Origin of the sequence: Pantoea sp. XY16 (genome assembly GCF_025153065.1) — a bacterium.
Classification (GTDB): Bacteria; Pseudomonadota; Gammaproteobacteria; order Enterobacterales; family Enterobacteriaceae; genus Pantoea; species Pantoea alfalfae.
The window spans coordinates 49058-69669 of the sequence record NZ_JANZNP010000001.1; the positions used below are offsets into that span (position 1 = coordinate 49058).

Here is a 20612-nt window from a genome sequence, read left to right on the forward strand (position 1 = left end):
GCTTTTCCGTTCCGGCTAACTCTTCGTTATCTCCAGCTCTCACTGGACGCAATGTGCTGAATTACTGTTCAGTTTTGCTGCAGGGTCAGTAAGGCCTCTTGCTGCGCCTGAACGGGTAATGATCAGCAGGCGTTATGTATTTCTTTTCACAATGGTGAATTGCTTTAACCCGTCATTAAGGAGTCGTTATGAGCCAGATAATTGCAGTGCTGAATTTTGAAGAGGGGTATGTCGACACGCCTTACCTCGACACGCTGGGCTTTCCCACGGTGGCAGGCGGTATCCGCATCGGACCTAAGGGGGCATCACTGAGTAATTACACTTTCCGCGTGCCGCGGCGCGTCGGGGACGTCTGGAAGCAGTGCATTCTTGAAAACAAAGTTCAGGAGATGCAGGGCAGGGATCTGCTGCGTAATGCGCTGGCGAAGTGTAATGACGCCCGAACGGATGTGTTGCTGAGCATGACGTATCAATTGGGCGTCGAAGGCGTTATGCAGTTTAAAAACATGCTTACCGCCATCGCGGCTGAACAGTTCAATGAAGCGGCTGACGCGATGATGAACAGCCTCTGGGCCCGCCAGACACCGGGCCGCGCCCGACGTCATGCGGAGATGATGCGCAGCGGAACCTATGCGGTTTACAGGGGGCTGCTATGAGATGGCTTATGTTTCTCGTTGCCGTGCTGGCGGCGATCGTCATCCTGCTGCTCTTACAGCGCTTCACTACCCTGCAGTTTGTCTCTCATGCCCGGCTCCTCTTCAAAACCTGGTCCGTCTGGCTCGCGTCACTGGGTTCGATGCTCAGCGCCTGGGCGCAGTCGTTTCCTTCTGCTGCCGTTGATGCCTGGAGCGTACTGCCGGAGGACGTGAAAACGATTCTGCCGCACGACTACCTGGGGCTGGTGGGCGCATTCATGGTGGCGATGGGGGTGATTGCACAGTTTGTTCGTCAGAAAAACCTGCTCAACGCGAAGGAGCAGGCTGAAGGAGCGAAACCATGACTCTGATTACCACCTTACTGGGCGGCAGCTGGCACTGGCTTGCTGCACTGGCAGGCGTTATTGCTGCACTGGGCGCCACTTATTTCGGCGGCAGGAAAATCGGCAAAGTGCAGCAAAAAGCGCGATCTGACGTCGATAACGCACAACAGGAGGCGTCCCGCGTCAGCGCGGTGGCGCAGCAACAACAACATAACCGCGAGGAGGCTAACCGTGTGGCGACCAATAACCACAGCCTTGATGACGCTGCTGCTCGCGACAAGCTGCAGCAGTCGAAATACCACAAACCCTGAGCCGGTGGCGATCACCGACTCTGCCTGCGTACTTTTTTCCCCTCTTTATACCTACGGCGATGACGCGCAAAAAATGGACGTCAGGACAGTGCGCGCCATCAATACCCACAACGATATGTGGGACACCCTTTGCGGCCATCCGGCTGCGGCTAAGTAGTGCGCTGACAATCAGCGCGATATCACATTGATCCTGAGGAGGATTCTATGATCGAAGTTAACTCTTTTGCTGAACTGCGTACCACGGTCCCGCCAAAATCAGGTGAAGTCGCGAGCCTGAAACGCTATTACGACAAAGACTCCAGCTTCCGTGGCGGTGCTGACTTTGTTGGTTTTCTCTCCACTACTACGCTGAAAGATGATGGCGGTACGGTGGCAGTGGGTAACGGTTTCTACTGGAAGCGCACCATCAATGACCCTACTGAAGTGAATGTTCTGCACTTTGGCGCGAGAGGGGATGGCGTGACCGATGACACTGAAGCCTTTAAGCGGATGCTGGCATGGACGCAGTCCTATAACGCCTATGCGAAAGCGATGCCGGTGCGTTTTCCGGGGGGCCGCTTCCTGATTTCACCCATTGATATCAGCGATACAGAGTTGCCGTTTTTTGGTCTGGCAGGTGATGATATCGAACTCGGATCGTCACCGCGCACCACCATTGTCTCTGATAAAAGCGCGAGTGCGGTGTTTAAAGTTAATGCACGCAAAATCGTCATCAAAGGCATCTGCTGGCACGGACAAGCTAATGCCGGGACTGTCGACACCACTCAAAAAGTCACCGTTACGCCTGAACAGTGCAGCAACGTGCAGCCGTTCTTCGAAAATACGATTGTCGGCGGCCAGATCGTCAATATCTTCTGCTTCAAGGCGCAAAGTACCGGTGGAACCGTCTTTAAGCTGCAGGATACGCTCGACAGTAAGTTCGATCAGATTTACAGCTCCTCGACCTATTCACGGGTGTTTGATATCGGCTGGTCAAACACACCGAAGGGGAACTGGGACCACTCAACCGCCATTGAGCTGTGTAATGCCAACTTCCAGTCGGGCTATGGCGACGCCACACTCTACATGCCGCGCGTCACGCAGGGTATCATGCGAAACGTCTGGATTGAGCACACGACCAACCCGGGAGACCTGTCGGATGGTGGGTGGACCATTGATACGCTCAACATTGAGGATTGTGCCGCACCATTCAATCTTAACAATGCCCGCGTGGTGATGCGTCAGATTAACCTGCAGGCGGGGGCGAAAATTACCAATGATCTGGCCGGAAGTAAGTGGTTATCGACCTTTGAATATGGCTATCGTCGGGATGAGAACTTCGGCACGTTCATGACGGGTTCGCTGCGTGCCGGCTATTACAGCGGCTATAAAGTGGTGAACAACACCGATACCGATAACTGGTATCGGCTGGGGCAGCTCTTTTTCCCGGCGCCTAACCAGCAATGGGTGATGGAGTTGATCGGGAAAGCGGATGCCACTACGCCGTCCGGCACCGCCGCTTCACCCGTAAATATGCCTGCTACCGGTAAAACGCTGATCAACCTGCAGCGGCTGGAAACGGTCTGGGCGGATGCTTACCACATGGGGCAGCCTTCCGTGCTGGACATCCGTTATAGCCGGGTAGGAACCACCTATGCAGCGGTATGGGTCAAGCTGAAAGCCAGCAGTGGCGAGACCATGTTCAACCTGAAGACGACCGGTCCGACCCGCTTCGATACCGGCTCCTGCTCGTTGTTCCAGTCCGATATGTCGGTGGTGACGGACATTACCAAAGTTGGCACTCTGAAACCCGCTGCACGCTTCGGCATGCACAATGGACTGGCGGGCATCGGTGCCAATGAAAAAGGGGTCGTTACGCTCGCTACTGCGGCGGGTACACCGACCAATAAAACCGCGCCAACCGGTTTTGTGCTGATCAATATCAACGGCGTTGACCGCAAGGTTCCTTACTACGATTGATGTTCGGCATGTTTTGGGCGAGGCTCCGGCCTCGCCCTTTTTTTGATTTGCCTCTCTGAAGCTTCAATGGCAAGTGTTCCCCACCTGACAAACAGTGGCAAAGCCGATAATGTCCTGTTTAACACAGGCAAAACTCAGCGGGTAAGAGGGGCGCGCGATGAATAAAGGTTTACTGGTAGCAGTATTAGCTGGCATGCCAATGTTAGTAAATGCTGCAAATCAGACTTATCTTTCTGATTTCATAATGAATAAACAGACCAGCCAGGCGTATCACCAGCTTATCGCCGGACATGATTTCCCTGCCTGCGTTAAGCAGGGCGGAACCAGTACACTGGCCAGTACAGTTACCCTCCAGGGTGAAACCTGGCAGCTACTCTCCGGCTGTAAGCCACACAACTGTCCGGCACAATCTATTGCTCTCCTTTACTCTCCGGAGAAAGGGGAGATTCATGGTGTTTACTCTGACTACGATCAGAAAAGAGATCGTCAGACGCTGACCTGGCTTAATCTCACTCCAGCAGATGAGGCAAAGATGCGAAACGTGCTGTTCAGGCGGCTGGAGGGTGACGTAGCAGAGTGATCTTTTCTTTCAGGCCGCAGTGTGGGGCAGAGCAGGCTGTAACATAGCAACGTCGCTGTGCGGCTTTCGGGCAACGCTATTTGAGTTTAATTTTAATTACGGCTTGCGTCGCCTGGTGAAGTGTGGCCTAATGAATTGTCGGTTTGATTAACAGACACTATCAAAGTAAGTAACCAAAGCAGTTCTCATCTCTAAGTTTGTCGCGAGACATCCCTTCTTTTTGAGTCTTCTCTTACGTTCTGATTAAAATCTGTTCTCAGGCCATTATGCCGGAAGGCTCGATATATTAAGGATTTAAGCATGTCTAACAAAATTCGCGGTACCGTTAAATGGTTTAACGCAGAGAAAGGCTTCGGTTTCATCTCTCCTGCAGACGGCAGCAAAGATGTATTCGTACATTTCTCTGCAATCCAGGGCACCGATTTCCGTTCATTAGACGAAGGTCAGCAAGTTGAATTCACAGTAGAAAATGGCGCCAAAGGCCCAGCTGCTGCGAACGTTGTTGGTCTCTAAGGACTGAAAATTACTTTTAAATGTCCTCACTGTAATGGCTCACAGTTTCGTACATCACATTTTGATGTTACAAGAGCCAACCCGCATGGAGCGAAATGCATTTTCTGCAAATCTGTCGTTGTTCAGGTGAACGCGGCGAGGATTGCAATTCAGAGCCAGCTTCGCGCTCTCTGATAAAGGCTAGTGAGCTTTATAGCGTTGTTGCATTTACAGTAATAAAAGGCTGCCTCTGGCAGCCTTTTTTGTTTCTGCTGTTTCCATCCGCAATCCCTAATCCTTTCTTCTATAACCCCCGGAATACCTTAGCTTCCCTGCGCAACTTTTTGGTCAACCATCTGTAACCTGTTCGTTTACTGTCACCGATCTGAAAAGGCCCGCCGGAGCAGGCCATTAAAGGGAATCAGCGAAGCACGGGTTGCAGTGCGAGCTTGCCGGTATTAAACACGCTCATTGCCTGTGCCATACGCTCAGCCTGATCCTGCAGTGCCTGTGAAGCGGCTGACGCTTCCTGAACCAGCGCGGCGTTCTGCTGCGTTACCGCTTCCATCTGGGTAATCGCCTGATTGATCTCATTGATACCGCTGCTCTGCTCGCTGCTGGCAATGGTGATTTCGCTCATGATATTCGCCACGCTCTGCACGCTGTTCACCACCTCACCGATGGTCGAACCCGCATGGGTTACCAGTTTGCTGCCTTCATCGACTTTAGCGACCGAATCTTCAATCAGGACCTTAATCTCTTTGGCCGCGGAGGCTGAGCGCTGTGCCAGATTACGCACTTCACTCGCAACCACCGCAAAGCCGCGACCCTGTTCACCCGCACGCGCAGCTTCAACGGCGGCATTCAGTGACAGAATATTGGTCTGGAAGGCGATGGAGTCGATGACGCTGATGATATCGACAATTTTGCGTGAGGAGAGCGCGATCGCTTCCATCTTCTCGATCACTTTCTCCATGACCACGCCACCTTCACGCGCTACGCTGGACGTCGTCGATACCAGGTGATTAGCTTCACGCGCATTGTCGGCATTGTGTTTCACGGTCGACGTCATCTGCTCCATGGCAGAGGCGGTCTCTTCCAGCGAACTGGCCTGTTGCTCAGTGCGGGTTGAGAGGTCAAGGTTACCGCTGGAGATCTGATTAGAGGCGACCGCGATAGTGTCGGAGCCGGTGCGTACTTCAGTCACAATCGACAGCAGGTTATCGTTCATGCGCTGCAGCGCCTGCATCAGGACGCCGGTTTCATCACGCGAGGTTACCTGCATCTGGGTACTCAGATCGCCCGCGGCAACACGTTCAGCAACGTCAACCGCTGCAACCAGTGGACGGACAATAGAGCGGGTCAGGAAGTAGCCCAGCATAATCGCGGCCAGAATGGCCAGCGCGGAGAAAATCAGGGTGATGGTGATGGCTGACTGTCCATTTTCCACAATACCCTGGCCTTCACTGCGCAGCTGGGAATCCTGTGAGTTGGCAAAATTCACCGCATCCTGAAGAAACTTATTCTGTGTAGCGGTCATCGATTCCAGGACATAGATGCTGGCAGCATCAAAATCGCCTGCTTTAATCAGGGTGATCAACTCAGCTTTAACCTTCTCAAACGCCTGAGAAGAGGCCAGCAGACCGGCGATCTTTTTCTTACCTACGGGCGTGACCTGGATATCCTCAATCTTTTTCATCGCGATGTTAGTGCGTTGCGTCGCTTCATCAAGCTGACCATAACGCTTCACATTCATTTCCGGGCGTGTTGTGTCGATCACCATGCCGCGCAGGTATTTGATCTGATCGTTGACGCCATCGCGCACATCAAATGCCAGTCGTACTTTTACATAGCGATCGTCAACGATCGATGAGATCGCGGTATTAATACTGTTAATTCTGGTAATGGATGTTACGCCAATCACTATCAGTAAGGTCACAATAATACCGAAGGCTGCTGCGAGCCGCATTCCCACCTTCATATTCTTGATACTGAACATGTTTTCTTCCCCGTTTTATTATTAATCAATTTGTTAGCAACGCTCAGGTTCTCTGCTGTTGTGCGCAGTGCCTTGCTGATGTCTGTGGTCACAGCCGCAGGCAAAAAGGTGATCTCGCGCATACAGTTATCGGAATACGAACATGTACCTTTAATAATTTTTAAGTAATAACGGTGCGTGAATAAATAGTCACTGAAAAGCTTCAGAAAAGGTTAACAAATAAACAAAGGGGGAAGCGCAGGCAAAAAAAAGGGCCGTCAGCAGGAGTGCTGACGGCCCGATCCAGACAAGCATGACCGGATTCAGAAAACTAAGAAGTAGAGGCCTGTCCAGAATGCGACACTTAACGTGACGGCGGTAATCCAGGCCAGCTGGCGTAAACGGCCACGCAGTGCTTTCTGAGGAGCAGGGGTAGCAGGTGCCGGTGTAACAGGTAAAGTTTCAATGTGCATAGTCGGTTCCTGGTCAGGCCAGCTATTTTGCTGGCTAAAAAGTAAAAACATACCGGGCATTCTTTGCGGCCCGGATTTGTTTAGCGGGCAGTGTCGAGAACGTTGAAAATCACGTCTGACAGCTCATTCAGTTCAAACTTCGCCACATAACCGTCGGCACCCACTTTGCGCACATGATCTTCGTTGGCGCTGCCAGAGAGTGAGGAGTGAATGACGACCGGCAGAACCTTGAGAATCGGGTCCCGCTTGATGTTGCGGGTCAGCGTAAAGCCATCCATCTCTGGCATCTCCAGATCGGTCAGGACCAGCGCAATTTTGTCGTGAATCGACTCGCCTGCAGCCTGTGCTTCCTGGCTCATCAGCTTAATTTTTTCCCAGGCTTCCAGACCGGTGTTAAACATCAGCGCCGGAATGCCCATGCTCTTCAGGCCCTGTTCCAGCAGCTGACGCGCCACTTTGGAATCTTCTGCCACAATGGCGACCGCACCAGGGCGATAGTTGAAGGCACGCGGTCTGGCCGCTTCCGGTTCAACGCCGCGCACTGAAGGGATGATGTCATACAGAATCTGCTCAACGTCCAGCACCATCGCCAGCTCGTTGCTCTGCTTGTCGCTGTCCAGGCAGGCGATGCTGGTAATATTGCGGCCACCGATACCGGCTTCGGCGGTATGCACCTGGCTCCAGTCGAGGCGCACGATGTTCTCTACTGACTCCACGGCAAACGCCTGGGTGTTACGGGCATACTCGGTCACCAGCAGCAGGTTAAGACCGGTTTCAGGTACACAGCCGGCTACCGCTGGCAGGTCGATCACCGGAATGAACTGACCACGAATACTCGCCATACCCAGCAGCGGCGAACGCATGCCCGCGGCTTTAGTGATGGTCGGCATCGGTACAATTTCACGCAGCTTGAAGACGTTAATGCCAAACAGTTCAGACTTGCCTTTCAGCTGATCGGAACCTAAGCGAAACAGCAGCAGCTCAAACTTGTTCGATAACGCGAGGTTCGCTCTTTCATCGATCTCTTTTTGAAAATTATCCATGGTTGCCTCTGCATTAACGCAGCTGGTGAAATAGGGTGTGAACAGGTTATCGGCAGCAAACGGAAAAAGGTGAGAAGAGAAGGGTGAAATAAAACGGATGCCAATTATTGTGCCAGGCTTAACCCTGAAGGTTCAACATGGACACCTTTCCAATAAAGGAGTGTGAAATGAAAAAAGTAATTTTAGCGTCGTTGCTGGTGATGATGAGCGCGGGCGTTTCAGCTGAAGAGGGCGGATACAAAGCTGGTGATACGCCGCCGCCGCAACACAAGCAGGATGCCGGCTATAAAGGTTCTGAAGATACCGGTCAGACCCACATCGATCAGATCCGCGATTTCCGTCAGGGCGGGTATGTGACGCTGGAAGGTTACATTTTGAAGAAAGAGCAGGGCGAGCGGTATCAGTTCCGTGACAACACCGGCACGTTACCCATTATCGCCCCAAAGAAAACCTTTAATGGTAAAACCTACACCGCTGAGGACAAAGTGCGCGTCAGTGGTAAGGTACAGGGCAAAGGGGATAAAACCACGCTGCATGTGTCCCGCATCGAAGAGCCATAACAAAAAGGGCGAGGTCATAACCTCGCCCTTTTTTCTTAGTCTTTCAGCAGAATCGCCCGACAGGTTTTACCTTTGATTTTGCCCTGCTTAAGTTTCACCAGTGCCGCTTTGGCCTGATTTGCCTCAATCGCTACATAGGCATGGGTCGGGGTCAGAACAATTTTCCCGATCTGCTCAGCGCGATAACCTGCTTCACCGGTCAGTGCACCCAGAATATCTCCCGGACGTATCTTGGCTTTACGGCCACCATCAATGCATAGCGTCATCATGGCGGCAGGCAGTGGCTTGCTGCTGCCCTTTTTCAGCGTGCTGGCCGAGACCCACGGCAGCTTCTGCTGCAGAAAATCTTCCAGCGCGTGCGCGCGCGCCATTTCATCAGCCGCGACCAGGCTGACGGCAACGCCATGTTCGCCTGCCCGCGCCGTACGACCGATGCGGTGGAGATGGACTTCAGGATCCCATGCGAGCTGATAGTTGACTACCATCGCCAGCGATTTGATGTCGAGTCCGCGCGCAGCGACATCGGTAGCGACCAGCACGCGACCGCTGCCGTTCGCGAAGCGGATCAGCACACGTTCACGATCGCGCTGCTCAAGATCACCATGCAGTGGCAGAGCACTGATATCACGCGCGTTAAGCGCCGCGGCGACATCGTCACATTCACGTTTAGTGTTGCAGAAGACCACGCAGGATGAAGGCTGGCGATCGCCGAGCAGTGCGATGAGCAGACCCAGTTTTTCATTGTGACTGGCTTCAAAGAACTGCTGGTCGATTGACGGGAGTTCACTGACATCTTCAGTGACGACGCTCAGCGCATCACGCTGGAAGCGGGTGCTGATGGCTGTGATGCCGTCGGGCCAGGTGGCGGAGAAGAGCAGCGTCTGGCGCGAGGCAGGCGTCGCTTCAATGATGGTTTCCATATCATTGAGGAAACCCATCTCCAGCATCCGATCCGCCTCATCCAGTACCAGCGTGTTGAGCTGGTCGAGCTTGAGGTTCTCACGATTGATGTGGTCGAGGATACGACCCGGCGTGCCAACCACGATATGCGGTGGATGCACCAGTGAATCACGCTGTGCGCTCATCGGCTGTCCGCCACACAGGGTGAGGACTTTGATGTTGCGGGTGAAGCGCGCCAGCTGGCGCAGGACATTGCCTACCTGATCCGCCAGTTCACGGGTCGGACAGAGGATCAGTGCCTGCGTCTGAAAGCGGGTGCTGTCGATATGGTGCAGTAAACCAATACCAAAGGCAGCCGTTTTACCGCTGCCGGTTTTCGCCTGCGCGCGCACGTCGCGTCCCTGCAGAATGGCGGGCAGCGTAGCGGCCTGCACGGGCGTCATGCTGGTGTAGCCCATCTCGCGCAGGTTATCGAGCTGGCTATCGGGAAGCGAATTGAGGGTAGAAAAAGCGGTCACGGGCGCGGCCTCTGAGGCTGAAAGTGTAGGGCATTATTGCGGGGCAAGTCTGGCAGAAAGCACGCCTGACAGCAACGGGAACCTCGATGGTTAGCAGTATGCAACTATATCTGCCGGTACGCTTAGGAATAAGCTGAAGTTTACTGAAAAAAGGTGGTTTATTTTTATAGATTAATGCCGGCTTAACGAAGGTGTTCCGGATTGACGATCGGTTAATACCAATGATTATTTTATAAGTGACCGTTTTTAAAAAAATATTTCATTGTTAATCAGACAAATCCTTAACTATGACTCCAGTAATAGAATTAATCATTAAAAAATATCACCACTAGTGCCGATAAAAATCCTGATCTAATTGCTTTATATTTATCGCGCCATATTCCTGGTACAACGACCGGTAGAGGGTATTTGCATTGAGTAATAGCATCCAGGGACCACATGAAAATGTGCTTAAAATAGTAGGCCGCGCCGTACTGACACTGCATGTTCATGGAGAGAGTTTATCTGCGGATAAAATCGCATCCATGATCGGCTGTTATGCGGAAGATGAGCCCTGTGATCAGGAAGATCGTCGCTTATACGCGCTGGCAATGGAACTAATGTCGAATAATCAATGGGCCAAAAGCGCGTAACCCGCACTCCGCTCAGGTAAATGCAGAGCCTCCCTTGTGGAGGCTCTGTTGTTTTTGGGGGCCGTAGCAGGGAACAGGTTTGGGCAGTAAGGCCGCTGCTGGTAAACCACGGGCACTGAGAATCTATCAGCAATAAGCAAGCTTAAAGCGCAGGGAAGCCGGTCAGAAGAGGAAAGCGTCCCGCGCAAGGGACGGCACGCGCCGAGCGGCCATGGATGGCTTAAGCGTCTTTCCGATCTGACCGATTTCCCTGAGCAGGCTCGATCTCTTCGCATTTGCTGAGAAGGCTCAGCGCGGGCGATTACGCACCTCATCCCTGAGGTGCGCCCGTAGCCGGGCCAACGCGTTGCGTTGTTCAAAAACGCTCCCGGCGTTTTTAGTACGCATCTCATCCCTGAGATGCGCCCTTCCGGGCCAACGCGTTGCGTTGTTCAAAAACGCTCCCGGCGTTTTTGTCCGCAGCCCTGCTGTTTCAGGTCGATGCCAGCGCAAATACCGGTTTACCGCGCGAGAAGGTCGCGACTACCGGTGACATGCGTGCCACGGCTTCGGCAGAACAGCTCGCTGCTACCAGCATCATGCTCGCTTCATCGCCCGGCGCAGGCCACTGACGTTCGCCCTGAGCAGAGAGCGGCAGCCGATCGTCTGTGGCGATGGCCAGCGCCCGCGACAGCGAGAACTCATCTGAACCGCGATAGAGCTGTGCATAGAGATTCGCTTTTTCCAGCATGCTGCCGGTGCCAAACGGAGACCAGTGATCGATCACGCTGTCGGTGCCGGTCATCACTTTAATTCCCGCCGCCTGCAACTGTGGAACTGGCATAGTGAGCTTGCCAATCGGCAACGTGGAAGCGACGCTGAACTGCTGCTCTGCCAGCCCTTCAATCATTTTATCCAGCGCACTGCCGGTGAGCGTCGCCAGCGCAAAACCGTGGCTCAGCGTCACTTTGCCTTTCAGCGCCGGAGTCTTCGCGACGGTGTCAACCATATACTGAATCGCCGCCACGCCAGCCGGTGAGGTTTCATGCAGATGAATATCCACGCCGCGCTGATAGTCGAGCGCAATCTGAAACATGGCATCCAGCGACTTCTCCATCGCGCCATCCACGTTAGTAGGATCCAGTCCGCCGACATACTCAACGCCGTGCTGCATCGCCTCACGCATCAAGCCATCAACCTGCGAGTGCAGCAGACCGTGCTGCGGGAAGGCAACGATCTCGCACGCAAAGGCGGGATGACGGGCTAATGCCGCCTGCAGATGTTCCAGACTTTTCAGGCCACTGACCGGGTCGATATTGCAATGGCTACGTGCACGGGTGGTGCCTTTGGCATGCAGCAGGGCGATCAATCCTTCGGCGCGGGCCTGCGAGTGCGGCAGCAGCTGCGGAATCAGTACCTGCTCGCGCGCAATCATATCCATGATGGTTTTGCCCTGACGTGGACGTGGAGCCTGCCACGGACCGCCGTAGAAGGTTTTATCAAGATGGATATGCATGTCCTGCGTAGCGGGCAGCAGCAGCGCCTCCTGCGCATCCCACGAGGGCAGCGTGCTATTACCCTGGCCCGCAGAGGTCAGCTGGTCAATTTTGCCGTCGCGCACGCTGATGTCATAAAGACCGGTCCGGGTCGCGACGACGTCGTCATCTTCGCGGATAAAGCCCTCTTCCAGTCGCACATTGCGCAGCAGATAGTGATCCTGCCGGGGCAGAGTGGCGGCCTGGTCGGGATTGATGGCGGACAACGATGGGGGAATGGCGGCACTGGCCTGACCGAGACCGGCGGCCAGCAAGCCGCCTGCAGCGGTCCAGCGAACGCTTTGCCCCAGGAAATCACGGCGACTCGGCGAAGAGGAAATAGGCATCAGAGGCTCCTGCAAAGAGAACAAGGCTTTAATCTGACAAACGACGCTTCACTCTGCTGCGTTATTTTCCACTGATGGCTATTCGCTATCTCACTGCCAGCGCAGCTTGCCAAACGCCGCCAGTGACGCTGCCAGTTCACGTTGCAGCGGATCATGCGGATGACGGCAGAACAACGCCAGTTCAAAGGTATCAATCACCGGCAGACCCTGTTCAGGACCTAATACCCGATGTGCCGGCAGGCGGCAGCTGGCAGGCAGTAACGTCAGACCCAGCCCCTGTGCACTGGCGGCGGCCAGCGCGACCAGGCTGGCGCTGCTGTAACCTATGCGCCAGCTTCGACCCAGCGCATCAAGCGTCTGACAGACCTCATCGCGATAGAGCCCCAACTGGGGAAACAGCACCAGCGGCACCGGCGTCTGCTCAAAGCAGGGCCATTCTGCGCTGTCGAGCCACAACAGCGGTTCAGGACGCGATGCCAGTGGCCTCTCGCCGTACGGCTGTTTAATCAGCATGATGTCGAGCTCTTCACGCTGCCAGGCGCGACGCAGCTCCACCTGCATGCCGCTCATCACGTCCAGCCGCAGCTGCGGATGGTCGCGACTGAAGTGCGCCAGCAGACCGGCCGTGGGCGCGGCGAAATCTTCCGGCACGCCAAGGCGCAGCACGCCATCGCGCCACTGGTCACTCAGCACATCGTGCGCTTCCCCGTTCAGGGCAATAATTCGCCGGGCGTAGCCTAAAAGTTTTTCGCCCTCCTCGGTGATCTGCACCTGATGCGAGGAGCGGACCAGCAGCTCTTTGCCGACCATCTCCTCCAGCCGCCGCACCTGCTGGCTGACGGTGGACTGCGACAGGTGCACCCGGTCGGCGGCGCGGGTAAAGCTGGCGGTTTCGCACACCGCGACAAAGCTGAGCAGCTGTTGCGGAGTAAACATCGGCTGACGATTCATTTTTCCACTACCTGGCAGAGTAATATTTCATTTCCAGATAGTAACGACTGCTGCCAGGCTGGCAACTTTTAATAGCGTAGATTTTATATGAAGAGAGAGAACAACCTGCTGCTGGCGGCGCTGGTGCTGGCCGGGCTCAATATGCGACCGCTGATGACCTCGGTCAGTCCGTTACTCGGCGAGCTGCGGCAGAGCATCGGTCTGTCGCCGCTGGCGGCATCGCTCTTGCCTGCGGTGCCGATGATGATGATGGGTGCCATTGCGTTAGTCAGCGCCCCGCTGATGCAGCGCTTTACGGTGCGTAAACTGCTGCTGGGTGGCCTGTTGCTGCTGTTGCTGGCGCTGGTGAGTCGGCTGTTTGTGGCTGACGGAGGCGGGCTGGTGCTGAGTACTGTGCCGGGAGGGGCGGGCATTGGCATCGTGCAGATGGCGATGCCGGGATTGATCCGTCAGCGATTTGGCGGCCGCAGTGCCGGCGTGACCGGACTGTGGGCAGCGGCGCTGATGGGCGGCGGTGGGATTGGCGCGGCGATCTCGCCGTGGCTGAATGGGCAGCTTGGCTGGCAGGGCGCACTGAGCAGCTGGGCGCTGCCGGTGGTGCTGGCCATCCTGCTCTGGCTGTTTATCACCACCCCACGTGCAGCCCGGACGGAGTCCGCCGCTCTGCCTTCGCTGTGGCGGAAAACCCGCGCCTGGACGCTGGCGTTGAGCTTCGGTCTGGTGAACGGCGGATATGCCATCTGTGTCGCCTGGCTGCCCGATTTTTATCATCAACTCGGCTGGAGCGCGCAGGCGGGCGGTTCACTGCTTGGCATGATGATCGGCTGTCAGGTCACGGGTGCGCTGCTGTTGCCCTTGCTGGCGCGGGGCCGCGATCGCCGTCCGCTGCTGCTGCTGACACTATTGATGCAGTTCAGCGGCATGCTCGGTTTCCTGTTTGCGCCACAACTGGCACCGTGGCTTTGGGCAGGGATGGCGGGCTTCGGGCTGGGCGGGGCATTTCCGCTGACGCTGGTGCTGGCGCTGGATCATCTGGAGCAGCCGCAGGCTGGCGCGCGGCTGGTGGCTTTTATGCAGGGCGTCGGCTTTATTATCGCGGGCAGCATGCCGTTTATCGCCGGTCAGCTGCATGCGCTCACCGGAAATTTCACCAGCGTCTGGATTCTGCAGGCGACGATCACGCTGCTGCTGATTGCGCTTAATCTGCGTTTTCATCCGCACAGCTATCAGCGCGCCTTTCGGGATACCAATCCCTGATTTTGGTCCGACCAATCCCGGCAATATTTTTCTCTGGTTCACACTCCGGGAAAATTCGCGCATCTTTTGTTGCCACAGGTTAACAATGCGTTAACTATCTGTTGCCATAAGCCCCGACACAGCGGTTTGGTCTGACCAATCCGGGGCAGATGGCACCAGCGCTGCGGCTGCGTGCCACGTCACCTTTTCCTCTGGAGATACTGGCATGCAGCTCTGGCAACAAAACTACGATCCGCTGGGTAATATCTGGCTTTCAAGCCTGATCGCACTGATCCCGATTCTCTTTTTCTTCTTTGCGCTGATTAAGCTGAAGATGAAAGGCTACCTGGCGGCCACCACCACCGTGGTGCTGGCGCTGCTGGTGGCGCTGTTTCTCTATCAGATGCCGGTTGCACAGGCGCTGGCCGCCGTGGTGTATGGCTTTCTCTATGGCTTGTGGCCGATTGCCTGGATTATTGTCGCCGCGGTGTTCGTCTACAAGATCTCAGTCAAAACCGGCCAGTTCGACATTATCCGTGCCTCTATCCTGTCGATTACGCCCGATCAGCGTCTGCAGATGCTGATTGTCGGCTTCTCGTTCGGGGCGTTTCTGGAGGGGGCTGCGGGCTTTGGTGCGCCGGTGGCGATTACCGCCGCGCTGCTGGTGGGACTCGGCTTTAATCCGCTCTACGCCGCCGGGCTCTGCCTGATTGTGAATACCGCGCCGGTGGCCTTTGGCGCGATGGGAATCCCGATTATTGTGGCGGGGCAGGTAACCGGGCTCGACAGTTTTGCCATCGGCCAGATGGCCGGACGCCAGCTGCCGCTGCTCACCCTGATTGTGCTGTTCTGGATTATGGCGATCATGGATGGCTGGCGCGGCGTGAAAGAGACCTGGCCGGCGGTGGTCGTGGCAGGTGGCTCGTTTGCCCTTGCCCAGTTCCTCAGCTCCAACTTCCTGGGTCCGGAGCTGCCCGATATTATCTCGTCGCTCGCCTCGCTGATTTCGCTGACGCTTTTCCTGCGGGTCTGGAAGCCGGTGCGCATCTTCCGCTTTGCCGATGCAGAGGCGAAACAGGGTGCTCCGTTGCTGCCACCGCAGAAGTATCGGCTGGGGCAGGTGATCCGCGCCTGGATGCCATTCCTGTTTCTCACCGCTACCGTCACGCTCTGGAGTATCCCACCGTTTAAAGCGCTTTTCGCCAAAGGCGGTGCGCTCTATGAGTGGGTGTTGGCTATGCCGGTGCCGATGCTGCATGAACTGGTGGCGCGGATGCCGCCGGTGGTCAGCAGTGCGACCCCTTATCCGGCGATCTATAAGCTGGATCTGGTCTCTGCGACCGGCACCGCGATTTTAATTGCGGCGATTATGGCGATGCTGTTCCTGCGTATGAAGCCAAAGGCGGCGCTGCAGACCTTTGGAGAAACGCTGAAAGAGCTGGCGCTGCCGATCTATTCCATCGGGATGGTACTGGCCTTTGCGTTTATCTCCAACTACTCCGGCCTCTCTGCCACGCTTGCCCTGGCGCTGGCGCATACCGGTCACGCATTTACCTTCTTCTCGCCGTTTCTGGGCTGGCTGGGCGTCTTCCTGACAGGATCAGATACCTCATCAAATGCGCTTTTCGCCGCGTTACAGGCCACCACCGCCCAACAGATCGGCGTTTCCGATATTCTGCTGGTGGCGGCCAACACCACCGGTGGCGTGACGGGTAAGATGATCTCGCCGCAGTCGATCGCTATCGCCTGTGCAGCGGTCGGGCTGGTGGGGAAAGAGTCCGACCTGTTCCGGTTTACGGTTAAACACAGCCTGATTTTCACCTGTATGGTGGGTGTGATTACCACGCTTCAGGCCTATGTCTTCCCCTGGATGATCCCATGAGCAACACTGCCGATCCGCTGGTGACACGCCTGCGGACCTATATCACCGAACATCAGCTTGAGCCGGGCATGCGTCTGCCCGCCGAGCGCCAGCTCTCTGCTGAACTCGGCGTCTCGCGATCTTCGCTGCGTGAAGCGATACAGCAGCTAATCAGCAGCGGCATGCTGATTAGCCGGCGCGGCGGCGGCACCTGGATTCGTCAGCAGCTGGCACCCTGGTCGGAACAGCGCATCGTCGAACCGATTCGGCAGCTGCTGCGCGACGATCCCGACTACCGCTACGACATTCTGGAAGCGCGCCATGCCATTGAGGCCAGCACCGCCTGGCATGCGGCATTGCGGGCTACTGACGCCGACAAAGAGAAGCTGCAGTACGCCTTTGACGCCACCCTGAAGCTGAAAGAGAGTGACGATCCCGACCTCGCTGCCCAGGCAGACGTGCGCTTCCATCTGGCGATTGCCGAGGCGTCGCACAATGTAGTGCTGCTGCAGACCATGCGCGGCTTTTTCGAGCTGCTGCAGTCGTCGGTGATGCAGAGTCGTCAGCGCATGTATACCCAGCCAGATATTTTCGCCCGCCTGACGGAACAGCATCAGGCGCTGCTGGATGCGATCCTCGCGGGCGACGCCGACGCGGCCCGTCAGGCGGCGATGCAGCATCTGGGCTTTGTCCACACCACCCTGAAAAGCCTCCATGAAGATGAAGCGCGCCAGGCGCGCATCACCCGCTTACCGGATAACGACACACGCAACCCAAAGGAATCTGACTGATGATTATCTCAGCTGCCAGTGACTATCGCGCCGCCGCGCAACGTATCCTGCCGCCATTCCTGTTTCACTATCTTGATGGCGGTGCTTACGCCGAGCACACCCTGCGTCGCAACGTGGAGGACCTTTCTGACGTGGCGCTGCGCCAGCGCATTCTGAAGAACATGTCGGAACTGAGCCTCGAAACGAAATTATTTAATGAAACCCTGTCGATGCCGGTTGCGCTGGCACCGGTCGGCCTGTGTGGCATGTATGCCCGTCGCGGCGAAGTGCAGGCGGCGCGCGCGGCCGCCCTGAAAGGCATTCCGTTTACCCTGTCGACGGTCTCGGTCTGCCCGATTGAAGAGGTAGCTCCGCAGATCAACCGTCCGATGTGGTTCCAGCTTTATGTGCTGCGTGACCGCGGCTTTATGCGCAATGCGCTGGAGCGGGCCAAAGCCGCCGGTTGCTCAACGCTGGTGTTTACCGTGGATATGCCGACGCCGGGTGCGCGCTATCGCGATGCGCACTCCGGGATGAGCGGCAATCACGCGGCGCTGCGTCGTTGCTGGCAGGCGGTCACCCATCCACAGTGGGCGCTGGATGTGGGTCTGCAGGGCCGTCCGCACGATCTGGGAAACATCTCCGCCTATCTCGGCAAGCCGACCGGGCTGGAAGATTATATTGGCTGGCTGGCGAACAACTTTGATCCTTCCATCAGTTGGAAAGATCTGGAGTGGATCCGCGAGTTCTGGGACGGGCCGATGGTGATCAAGGGCATTCTCGATCCGGAAGATGCACGGGATGCGGTGCGTTTTGGCGCTGATGGCATCGTGGTCTCGAATCACGGTGGACGCCAGCTGGATGGCGTACTCTCCTCAGCCCGTGCGCTGCCAGCGATTGCCGATGCGGTCAAAGGTGACATCACTATTCTGGCGGACAGCGGCATTCGTAACGGACTGGATGTAGTACGGATGATTGCGCTGGGCGCAGACAGCGTGCTGCTGGGACGGGCGTTTATCTATGCGCTGGCGACTCACGGACAGCGTGGCGTGGAAAACCTGCTGAACCTGATTGAGAAAGAGATGCGCGTGGCCATGACGCTGACCGGCGCAAAATCGATAAGTGAAATTACCCGCGATTCGCTGGTGCAGGCGGAGGCGCTGCTGACACCAACAAGCACCGTGTCACGTCCTGGCGCCGTGAGTTAGCCTGCGAAAATGAATGTGTTGTCTATACTTAGCTTCTTTACCCACAGGAGGAATGACATGACTATTCATAAGAAAGGTTCGGCGCACTGGGAAGGCGATATCAAAGGCAAAGGCACCGTTAGCACCGAGAGCGGCGTGCTGAGCCAGCAGCCTTATGGCTTTAATACCCGTTTTGAAGGCGGCAAAGGCACCAACCCGGAAGAGCTGATTGGTGCAGCGCATGCGGCCTGTTTCTCTATGGCACTGTCGCTGATGCTGGGCAATGCAGGTCATACGCCGGAAAGCATTGATACCACGGCTGACGTGTCACTGGATAAAAAAGGCGACGGCTTTGCCATCACTAAAGTGGCGCTGACCAGCACGATTTCTCTGCCTGGCATTGATGAGTCGGCCTTCGACGAAATCATCAACAAAGCCAAAGCGGGCTGCCCGGTTTCTCAGGTACTGAACGCGGAAATTACGCTGGATTACACCCTGAACAATTGATGCCGGCAACGGGTCGCCTTTTGGTGGCCCCGACGTTATGCTATGCCTCCCGGTCCTGTTGCTGACCGGAACAGATGCGCCTTCTGGCGCATCTTCGCTTTCTGACAGAGGGGAAACCGAGGTGACAAGATACCGGGCGGCCAAAAAGTACTGGAAGATGGTGTTGGTTCTGCTGTGCATTTGCGGCGCGCTGCTGCTGATCCGCTGGGCTGCGATGATCTGGGCCTGAGCCGATGAAGTGGATGAGTCGCCACTCGCTGGGCATCTTAGTGATGGTAATTATCGTACTGGAAGCGGTTCATTTTCTGCTCACAGCCTCATGGCTGCCGTGGCGATAATCGCCCTCAGACAAAAGCATCCTCGCGCCGTTTAGTCCGCACATCGCTGCGCGCAATACGATAAGCCTTACGCGGATCACCCACCAAAAACTCAAAGGTTGGCGTGTAGTAAAATGGCAACCAGCCGCCATAGCTGCTCTCCCACTCCCATCGGACGGGGCAGGGCCACAGAATGCCATCATACAAAAGATAGTAAACCCAGCGTCCACCAGGACGACGGGGGCGTGATGTTTTCATGGGATTCACTACGGTAAAGGTTAACAACAGCTTATATTTTGTACGTTAAAGCGCCAGCTTGCAATGTTGCAGCCCTGCTTTATTGAATCTGGTCCTGAATCAGCGATGGACCTCACCACAAAGCAGTACCACATTCGGTCTGACTTTATGAATACGGTTTGCCATCGTTTCACAGTCCACCTTCGTCGGATAGATGCGCTCCGAGACCGGCAGCGCTTCGCAGGCATCGTAGCCACACGCGCTCACTAACAACACAAATCCTATCAACATAGATCCTCTCCTTTACACGGTCTGGTGGTCCGGACTGTGGTGCTTTTTATCCCTTTTTAACATCCAGTATAGACAAACGTGACGGGGCGGCATTGTCAGTGTGAGCTATGACGCTGCCAGGCAGCGGCCTGCGGCAGGATGAGGGCTGGGTAAGACGAGGACGCTGGCAGGGAGTCAGCCAGCAAAATACCAGGCGGGCAGCAGCGCAATCAGGTTATTCAGGGTGTGCAGGAAGATGGGCAGCGCCAGACTGTTACTCCGCAGCCGCGCATAGCAGAGCAGCAGCGAAAACAGCGTCAGAGCGATAAGGGTCTGCCAGTGCACATACTGTGTATGCATCACCGCAAACAGCAGTGAGGTCAGCAGCATGCAGGCGAAACGGCTGCGCGGCGCCCACAGCAGAAAACCCTGTAACAGGAAACCGCGGAACAGCACCTCTTCAAACACCGGCGCCAGCAGTACGGCGGTCAGCAGCAGGATCAACAGCGAATTGCGTCCCTGCTGGGCCTGCATCACCAGCCAGCCTTCCGGCTGCATGAACTGCATCTGTGCTGCCATCAACAAAAACAGCGCGCCGGTAAACAGCAGGGTTTGCAGCGTGTAAAGCTCACCCAGCGGCAAATCAGTACGACGCTGGCAGTAAAAGCGATAAAGCGGGTAGATAACAGCAAATTCAAACAGGCAGAGTACGGGCACCAGCAGGCCGTCATTACGCAGCACGCTGTAATTAGGGAACAGCGTGATCAGCATGGTAACCAGGTAATAGACCACAAAGCTGCCGACGTAGAACAGCGTCAGGGTCACTCTGTCGGAATTGGTGTTCATAGGCGACTCAGCCAGCGAAGGTAAGCGCATAGTAGCAATGCACCCGATCGCTGTCGAGTGAGCCTGTTACACATTATTTAAGCGCAAAATGTTAGCCGCAGACTAAACACCGGAGCGCCCGGGCCGATAACTGATGAAACTAAT

The 20612-nt window shown here is 55.8% G+C and carries 23 protein-coding genes; 14 read left to right on the forward strand and 9 right to left on the reverse strand.

All coding sequences use genetic code 11. The annotated features are described in order from the left end of the window. Positions 1 to 188: 188 nt before the first annotated feature. The 7 genes from N1689_RS00255 (at position 189) to N1689_RS00285 (ending at position 4516) form a co-directional block, all read left to right on the forward strand. Positions 189 to 656: a glycoside hydrolase family protein gene (locus tag N1689_RS00255; RefSeq protein ID WP_013356911.1), complete on the forward strand. Its 468-nt coding sequence runs from the start codon at positions 189 to 191 to the stop codon at positions 654 to 656. Then, entirely contained in the window at positions 653 to 1000 is a 348-nt protein-coding gene (locus N1689_RS00260; RefSeq protein WP_161734477.1) for a hypothetical protein, read from the forward strand. Before N1689_RS00255 ends, N1689_RS00260 begins: the two co-directional genes overlap by 4 nt. Continuing rightward, positions 997 to 1290 (forward strand): hypothetical protein, encoded by a 294-nt coding sequence (locus tag N1689_RS00265; RefSeq protein WP_260057571.1) that lies wholly within the window; start codon positions 997 to 999, stop codon positions 1288 to 1290. Before N1689_RS00260 ends, N1689_RS00265 begins: the two co-directional genes overlap by 4 nt. A gap of 204 nt (positions 1291 to 1494) precedes the next feature. Next, positions 1495 to 3249, forward strand: a complete 1755-nt coding sequence (locus N1689_RS00270) for a glycosyl hydrolase family 28-related protein (protein WP_161734474.1) — start codon at positions 1495 to 1497, stop codon at positions 3247 to 3249. 244 nt (positions 3250 to 3493) lie between these two features. Next, entirely contained in the window at positions 3494 to 3829 is a 336-nt protein-coding gene (locus tag N1689_RS00275; RefSeq protein WP_260057573.1) for an Ivy family c-type lysozyme inhibitor, read from the forward strand. Positions 3830 to 4129: 300 nt separating this feature from the next. Further along, entirely contained in the window at positions 4130 to 4342 is a 213-nt protein-coding gene (cspA, locus tag N1689_RS00280) for an RNA chaperone/antiterminator CspA (RefSeq protein ID WP_003854408.1), read from the forward strand. 3 nt (positions 4343 to 4345) lie between these two features. Beyond that, positions 4346 to 4516: a cold-shock protein gene (locus N1689_RS00285; protein ID WP_098053076.1), complete on the forward strand. Its 171-nt coding sequence runs from the start codon at positions 4346 to 4348 to the stop codon at positions 4514 to 4516. A gap of 226 nt (positions 4517 to 4742) precedes the next feature. Here the strand turns inward: N1689_RS00285 and N1689_RS00290 are convergent, their stop codons facing one another. The 3 genes from N1689_RS00290 to N1689_RS00300 all read right to left on the reverse strand — a co-directional run bounded on the left by N1689_RS00290 (position 4743) and on the right by N1689_RS00300 (position 7815). After that, positions 4743 to 6320, reverse strand: coding sequence for a methyl-accepting chemotaxis protein (locus N1689_RS00290; RefSeq protein ID WP_260057576.1), 1578 nt, complete (start codon positions 6318 to 6320; stop codon positions 4743 to 4745). 302 nt (positions 6321 to 6622) lie between these two features. Beyond that, the gene (locus tag N1689_RS00295) at positions 6623 to 6772 is read right to left on the reverse strand and encodes a hypothetical protein (RefSeq protein WP_202604978.1); all 150 of its coding nucleotides are present in this window, start codon (positions 6770 to 6772) and stop codon (positions 6623 to 6625) included. 80 nt (positions 6773 to 6852) lie between these two features. Further along, positions 6853 to 7815: a chemotaxis protein gene (locus N1689_RS00300; RefSeq protein WP_013356916.1), complete on the reverse strand. Its 963-nt coding sequence runs from the start codon at positions 7813 to 7815 to the stop codon at positions 6853 to 6855. Between the two features lie 167 nt (positions 7816 to 7982). Here N1689_RS00300 and N1689_RS00305 point away from each other — a divergent pair, with 167 nt between their 5' ends. Then, positions 7983 to 8375, forward strand: a complete 393-nt coding sequence (locus tag N1689_RS00305) for a YgiW/YdeI family stress tolerance OB fold protein (RefSeq protein WP_260057582.1) — start codon at positions 7983 to 7985, stop codon at positions 8373 to 8375. A gap of 35 nt (positions 8376 to 8410) precedes the next feature. Here the strand turns inward: N1689_RS00305 and dbpA are convergent, their stop codons facing one another. The 3 genes from dbpA to N1689_RS00320 form a co-directional block, all read right to left on the reverse strand. Further along, positions 8411 to 9793, reverse strand: coding sequence for an ATP-dependent RNA helicase DbpA (gene dbpA / locus N1689_RS00310; RefSeq protein WP_161734465.1), 1383 nt, complete (start codon positions 9791 to 9793; stop codon positions 8411 to 8413). Between the two features lie 1104 nt (positions 9794 to 10897). After that, positions 10898 to 12286: an amidohydrolase gene (locus tag N1689_RS00315; RefSeq protein WP_161736999.1), complete on the reverse strand. Its 1389-nt coding sequence runs from the start codon at positions 12284 to 12286 to the stop codon at positions 10898 to 10900. A 90-nt stretch (positions 12287 to 12376) separates the two neighbouring features. Further along, positions 12377 to 13237: a LysR family transcriptional regulator gene (locus N1689_RS00320; RefSeq protein WP_222924461.1), complete on the reverse strand. Its 861-nt coding sequence runs from the start codon at positions 13235 to 13237 to the stop codon at positions 12377 to 12379. 87 nt (positions 13238 to 13324) lie between these two features. Between N1689_RS00320 and N1689_RS00325 the strand changes: the two genes are divergently transcribed. From N1689_RS00325 to yniD, 6 genes are all read left to right on the forward strand, one after another. Beyond that, complete coding sequence (locus N1689_RS00325; protein ID WP_222924460.1) at positions 13325 to 14494, forward strand: cyanate transporter; 1170 nt, start codon at positions 13325 to 13327, stop codon at positions 14492 to 14494. 205 nt (positions 14495 to 14699) lie between these two features. After that, positions 14700 to 16355: an L-lactate permease gene (gene lldP / locus N1689_RS00330; protein ID WP_260057587.1), complete on the forward strand. Its 1656-nt coding sequence runs from the start codon at positions 14700 to 14702 to the stop codon at positions 16353 to 16355. Next, positions 16352 to 17125, forward strand: a complete 774-nt coding sequence (gene lldR / locus N1689_RS00335) for a transcriptional regulator LldR (RefSeq protein WP_161736669.1) — start codon at positions 16352 to 16354, stop codon at positions 17123 to 17125. Before lldP ends, lldR begins: the two co-directional genes overlap by 4 nt. Then, positions 17125 to 18312, forward strand: a complete 1188-nt coding sequence (gene lldD, locus N1689_RS00340; protein ID WP_260057591.1) for an FMN-dependent L-lactate dehydrogenase LldD — start codon at positions 17125 to 17127, stop codon at positions 18310 to 18312. Before lldR ends, lldD begins: the two co-directional genes overlap by 1 nt. A 57-nt stretch (positions 18313 to 18369) precedes the next feature. After that, positions 18370 to 18798, forward strand: a complete 429-nt coding sequence (locus tag N1689_RS00345) for an OsmC family protein (protein ID WP_150037844.1) — start codon at positions 18370 to 18372, stop codon at positions 18796 to 18798. A gap of 121 nt (positions 18799 to 18919) precedes the next feature. After that, positions 18920 to 19027: a small membrane protein YniD gene (gene yniD / locus N1689_RS00350; protein WP_022625163.1), complete on the forward strand. Its 108-nt coding sequence runs from the start codon at positions 18920 to 18922 to the stop codon at positions 19025 to 19027. 115 nt (positions 19028 to 19142) lie between these two features. On the opposite strand, the gene N1689_RS00355 is transcribed toward yniD, so the two are convergent. From N1689_RS00355 to N1689_RS00365, 3 genes are all read right to left on the reverse strand, one after another. Further along, positions 19143 to 19373, reverse strand: a complete 231-nt coding sequence (locus tag N1689_RS00355) for a hypothetical protein (protein ID WP_161736667.1) — start codon at positions 19371 to 19373, stop codon at positions 19143 to 19145. A gap of 99 nt (positions 19374 to 19472) precedes the next feature. Beyond that, positions 19473 to 19643, reverse strand: coding sequence for a hypothetical protein (locus tag N1689_RS00360; RefSeq protein ID WP_003850083.1), 171 nt, complete (start codon positions 19641 to 19643; stop codon positions 19473 to 19475). 174 nt (positions 19644 to 19817) lie between these two features. After that, the gene (locus tag N1689_RS00365) at positions 19818 to 20468 is read right to left on the reverse strand and encodes a CPBP family intramembrane glutamic endopeptidase (RefSeq protein ID WP_161736666.1); all 651 of its coding nucleotides are present in this window, start codon (positions 20466 to 20468) and stop codon (positions 19818 to 19820) included. Between the last annotated feature and the right edge of the window lie 144 nt (positions 20469 to 20612).

What these genes read in the sequence shown, in the direction of transcription:
- N1689_RS00255 (WP_013356911.1), top strand. Translation starts at nt 189, where the DNA reads ATGAGCCAGATAATTGCAGTGCTGAATTTTGAAGAGGGGTATGTCGAC.
- N1689_RS00260 (WP_161734477.1), top strand. Translation starts at nt 653, where the DNA reads ATGAGATGGCTTATGTTTCTCGTTGCCGTGCTGGCGGCGATCGTCATC.
- N1689_RS00265 (WP_260057571.1), top strand. Translation starts at nt 997, where the DNA reads ATGACTCTGATTACCACCTTACTGGGCGGCAGCTGGCACTGGCTTGCT.
- N1689_RS00270 (WP_161734474.1), top strand. Translation starts at nt 1,495, where the DNA reads ATGATCGAAGTTAACTCTTTTGCTGAACTGCGTACCACGGTCCCGCCA.
- N1689_RS00275 (WP_260057573.1), top strand. Translation starts at nt 3,494, where the DNA reads ATGAATAAACAGACCAGCCAGGCGTATCACCAGCTTATCGCCGGACAT.
- cspA (WP_003854408.1), top strand. Translation starts at nt 4,130, where the DNA reads ATGTCTAACAAAATTCGCGGTACCGTTAAATGGTTTAACGCAGAGAAA.
- N1689_RS00290 (WP_260057576.1), bottom strand. Translation starts at nt 6,320, where the DNA reads ATGTTCAGTATCAAGAATATGAAGGTGGGAATGCGGCTCGCAGCAGCC.
- N1689_RS00295 (WP_202604978.1), bottom strand. Translation starts at nt 6,772, where the DNA reads ATGCACATTGAAACTTTACCTGTTACACCGGCACCTGCTACCCCTGCT.
- N1689_RS00300 (WP_013356916.1), bottom strand. Translation starts at nt 7,815, where the DNA reads ATGGATAATTTTCAAAAAGAGATCGATGAAAGAGCGAACCTCGCGTTA.
- N1689_RS00305 (WP_260057582.1), top strand. Translation starts at nt 7,983, where the DNA reads ATGAAAAAAGTAATTTTAGCGTCGTTGCTGGTGATGATGAGCGCGGGC.
- N1689_RS00315 (WP_161736999.1), bottom strand. Translation starts at nt 12,286, where the DNA reads ATGCCTATTTCCTCTTCGCCGAGTCGCCGTGATTTCCTGGGGCAAAGC.
- N1689_RS00320 (WP_222924461.1), bottom strand. Translation starts at nt 13,237, where the DNA reads ATGAATCGTCAGCCGATGTTTACTCCGCAACAGCTGCTCAGCTTTGTC.
- N1689_RS00325 (WP_222924460.1), top strand. Translation starts at nt 13,325, where the DNA reads ATGAAGAGAGAGAACAACCTGCTGCTGGCGGCGCTGGTGCTGGCCGGG.
- lldP (WP_260057587.1), top strand. Translation starts at nt 14,700, where the DNA reads ATGCAGCTCTGGCAACAAAACTACGATCCGCTGGGTAATATCTGGCTT.
- lldR (WP_161736669.1), top strand. Translation starts at nt 16,352, where the DNA reads ATGAGCAACACTGCCGATCCGCTGGTGACACGCCTGCGGACCTATATC.
- lldD (WP_260057591.1), top strand. Translation starts at nt 17,125, where the DNA reads ATGATTATCTCAGCTGCCAGTGACTATCGCGCCGCCGCGCAACGTATC.
- N1689_RS00345 (WP_150037844.1), top strand. Translation starts at nt 18,370, where the DNA reads ATGACTATTCATAAGAAAGGTTCGGCGCACTGGGAAGGCGATATCAAA.
- N1689_RS00355 (WP_161736667.1), bottom strand. Translation starts at nt 19,373, where the DNA reads ATGAAAACATCACGCCCCCGTCGTCCTGGTGGACGCTGGGTTTACTAT.
- N1689_RS00360 (WP_003850083.1), bottom strand. Translation starts at nt 19,643, where the DNA reads ATGTTGATAGGATTTGTGTTGTTAGTGAGCGCGTGTGGCTACGATGCC.
- N1689_RS00365 (WP_161736666.1), bottom strand. Translation starts at nt 20,468, where the DNA reads ATGAACACCAATTCCGACAGAGTGACCCTGACGCTGTTCTACGTCGGC.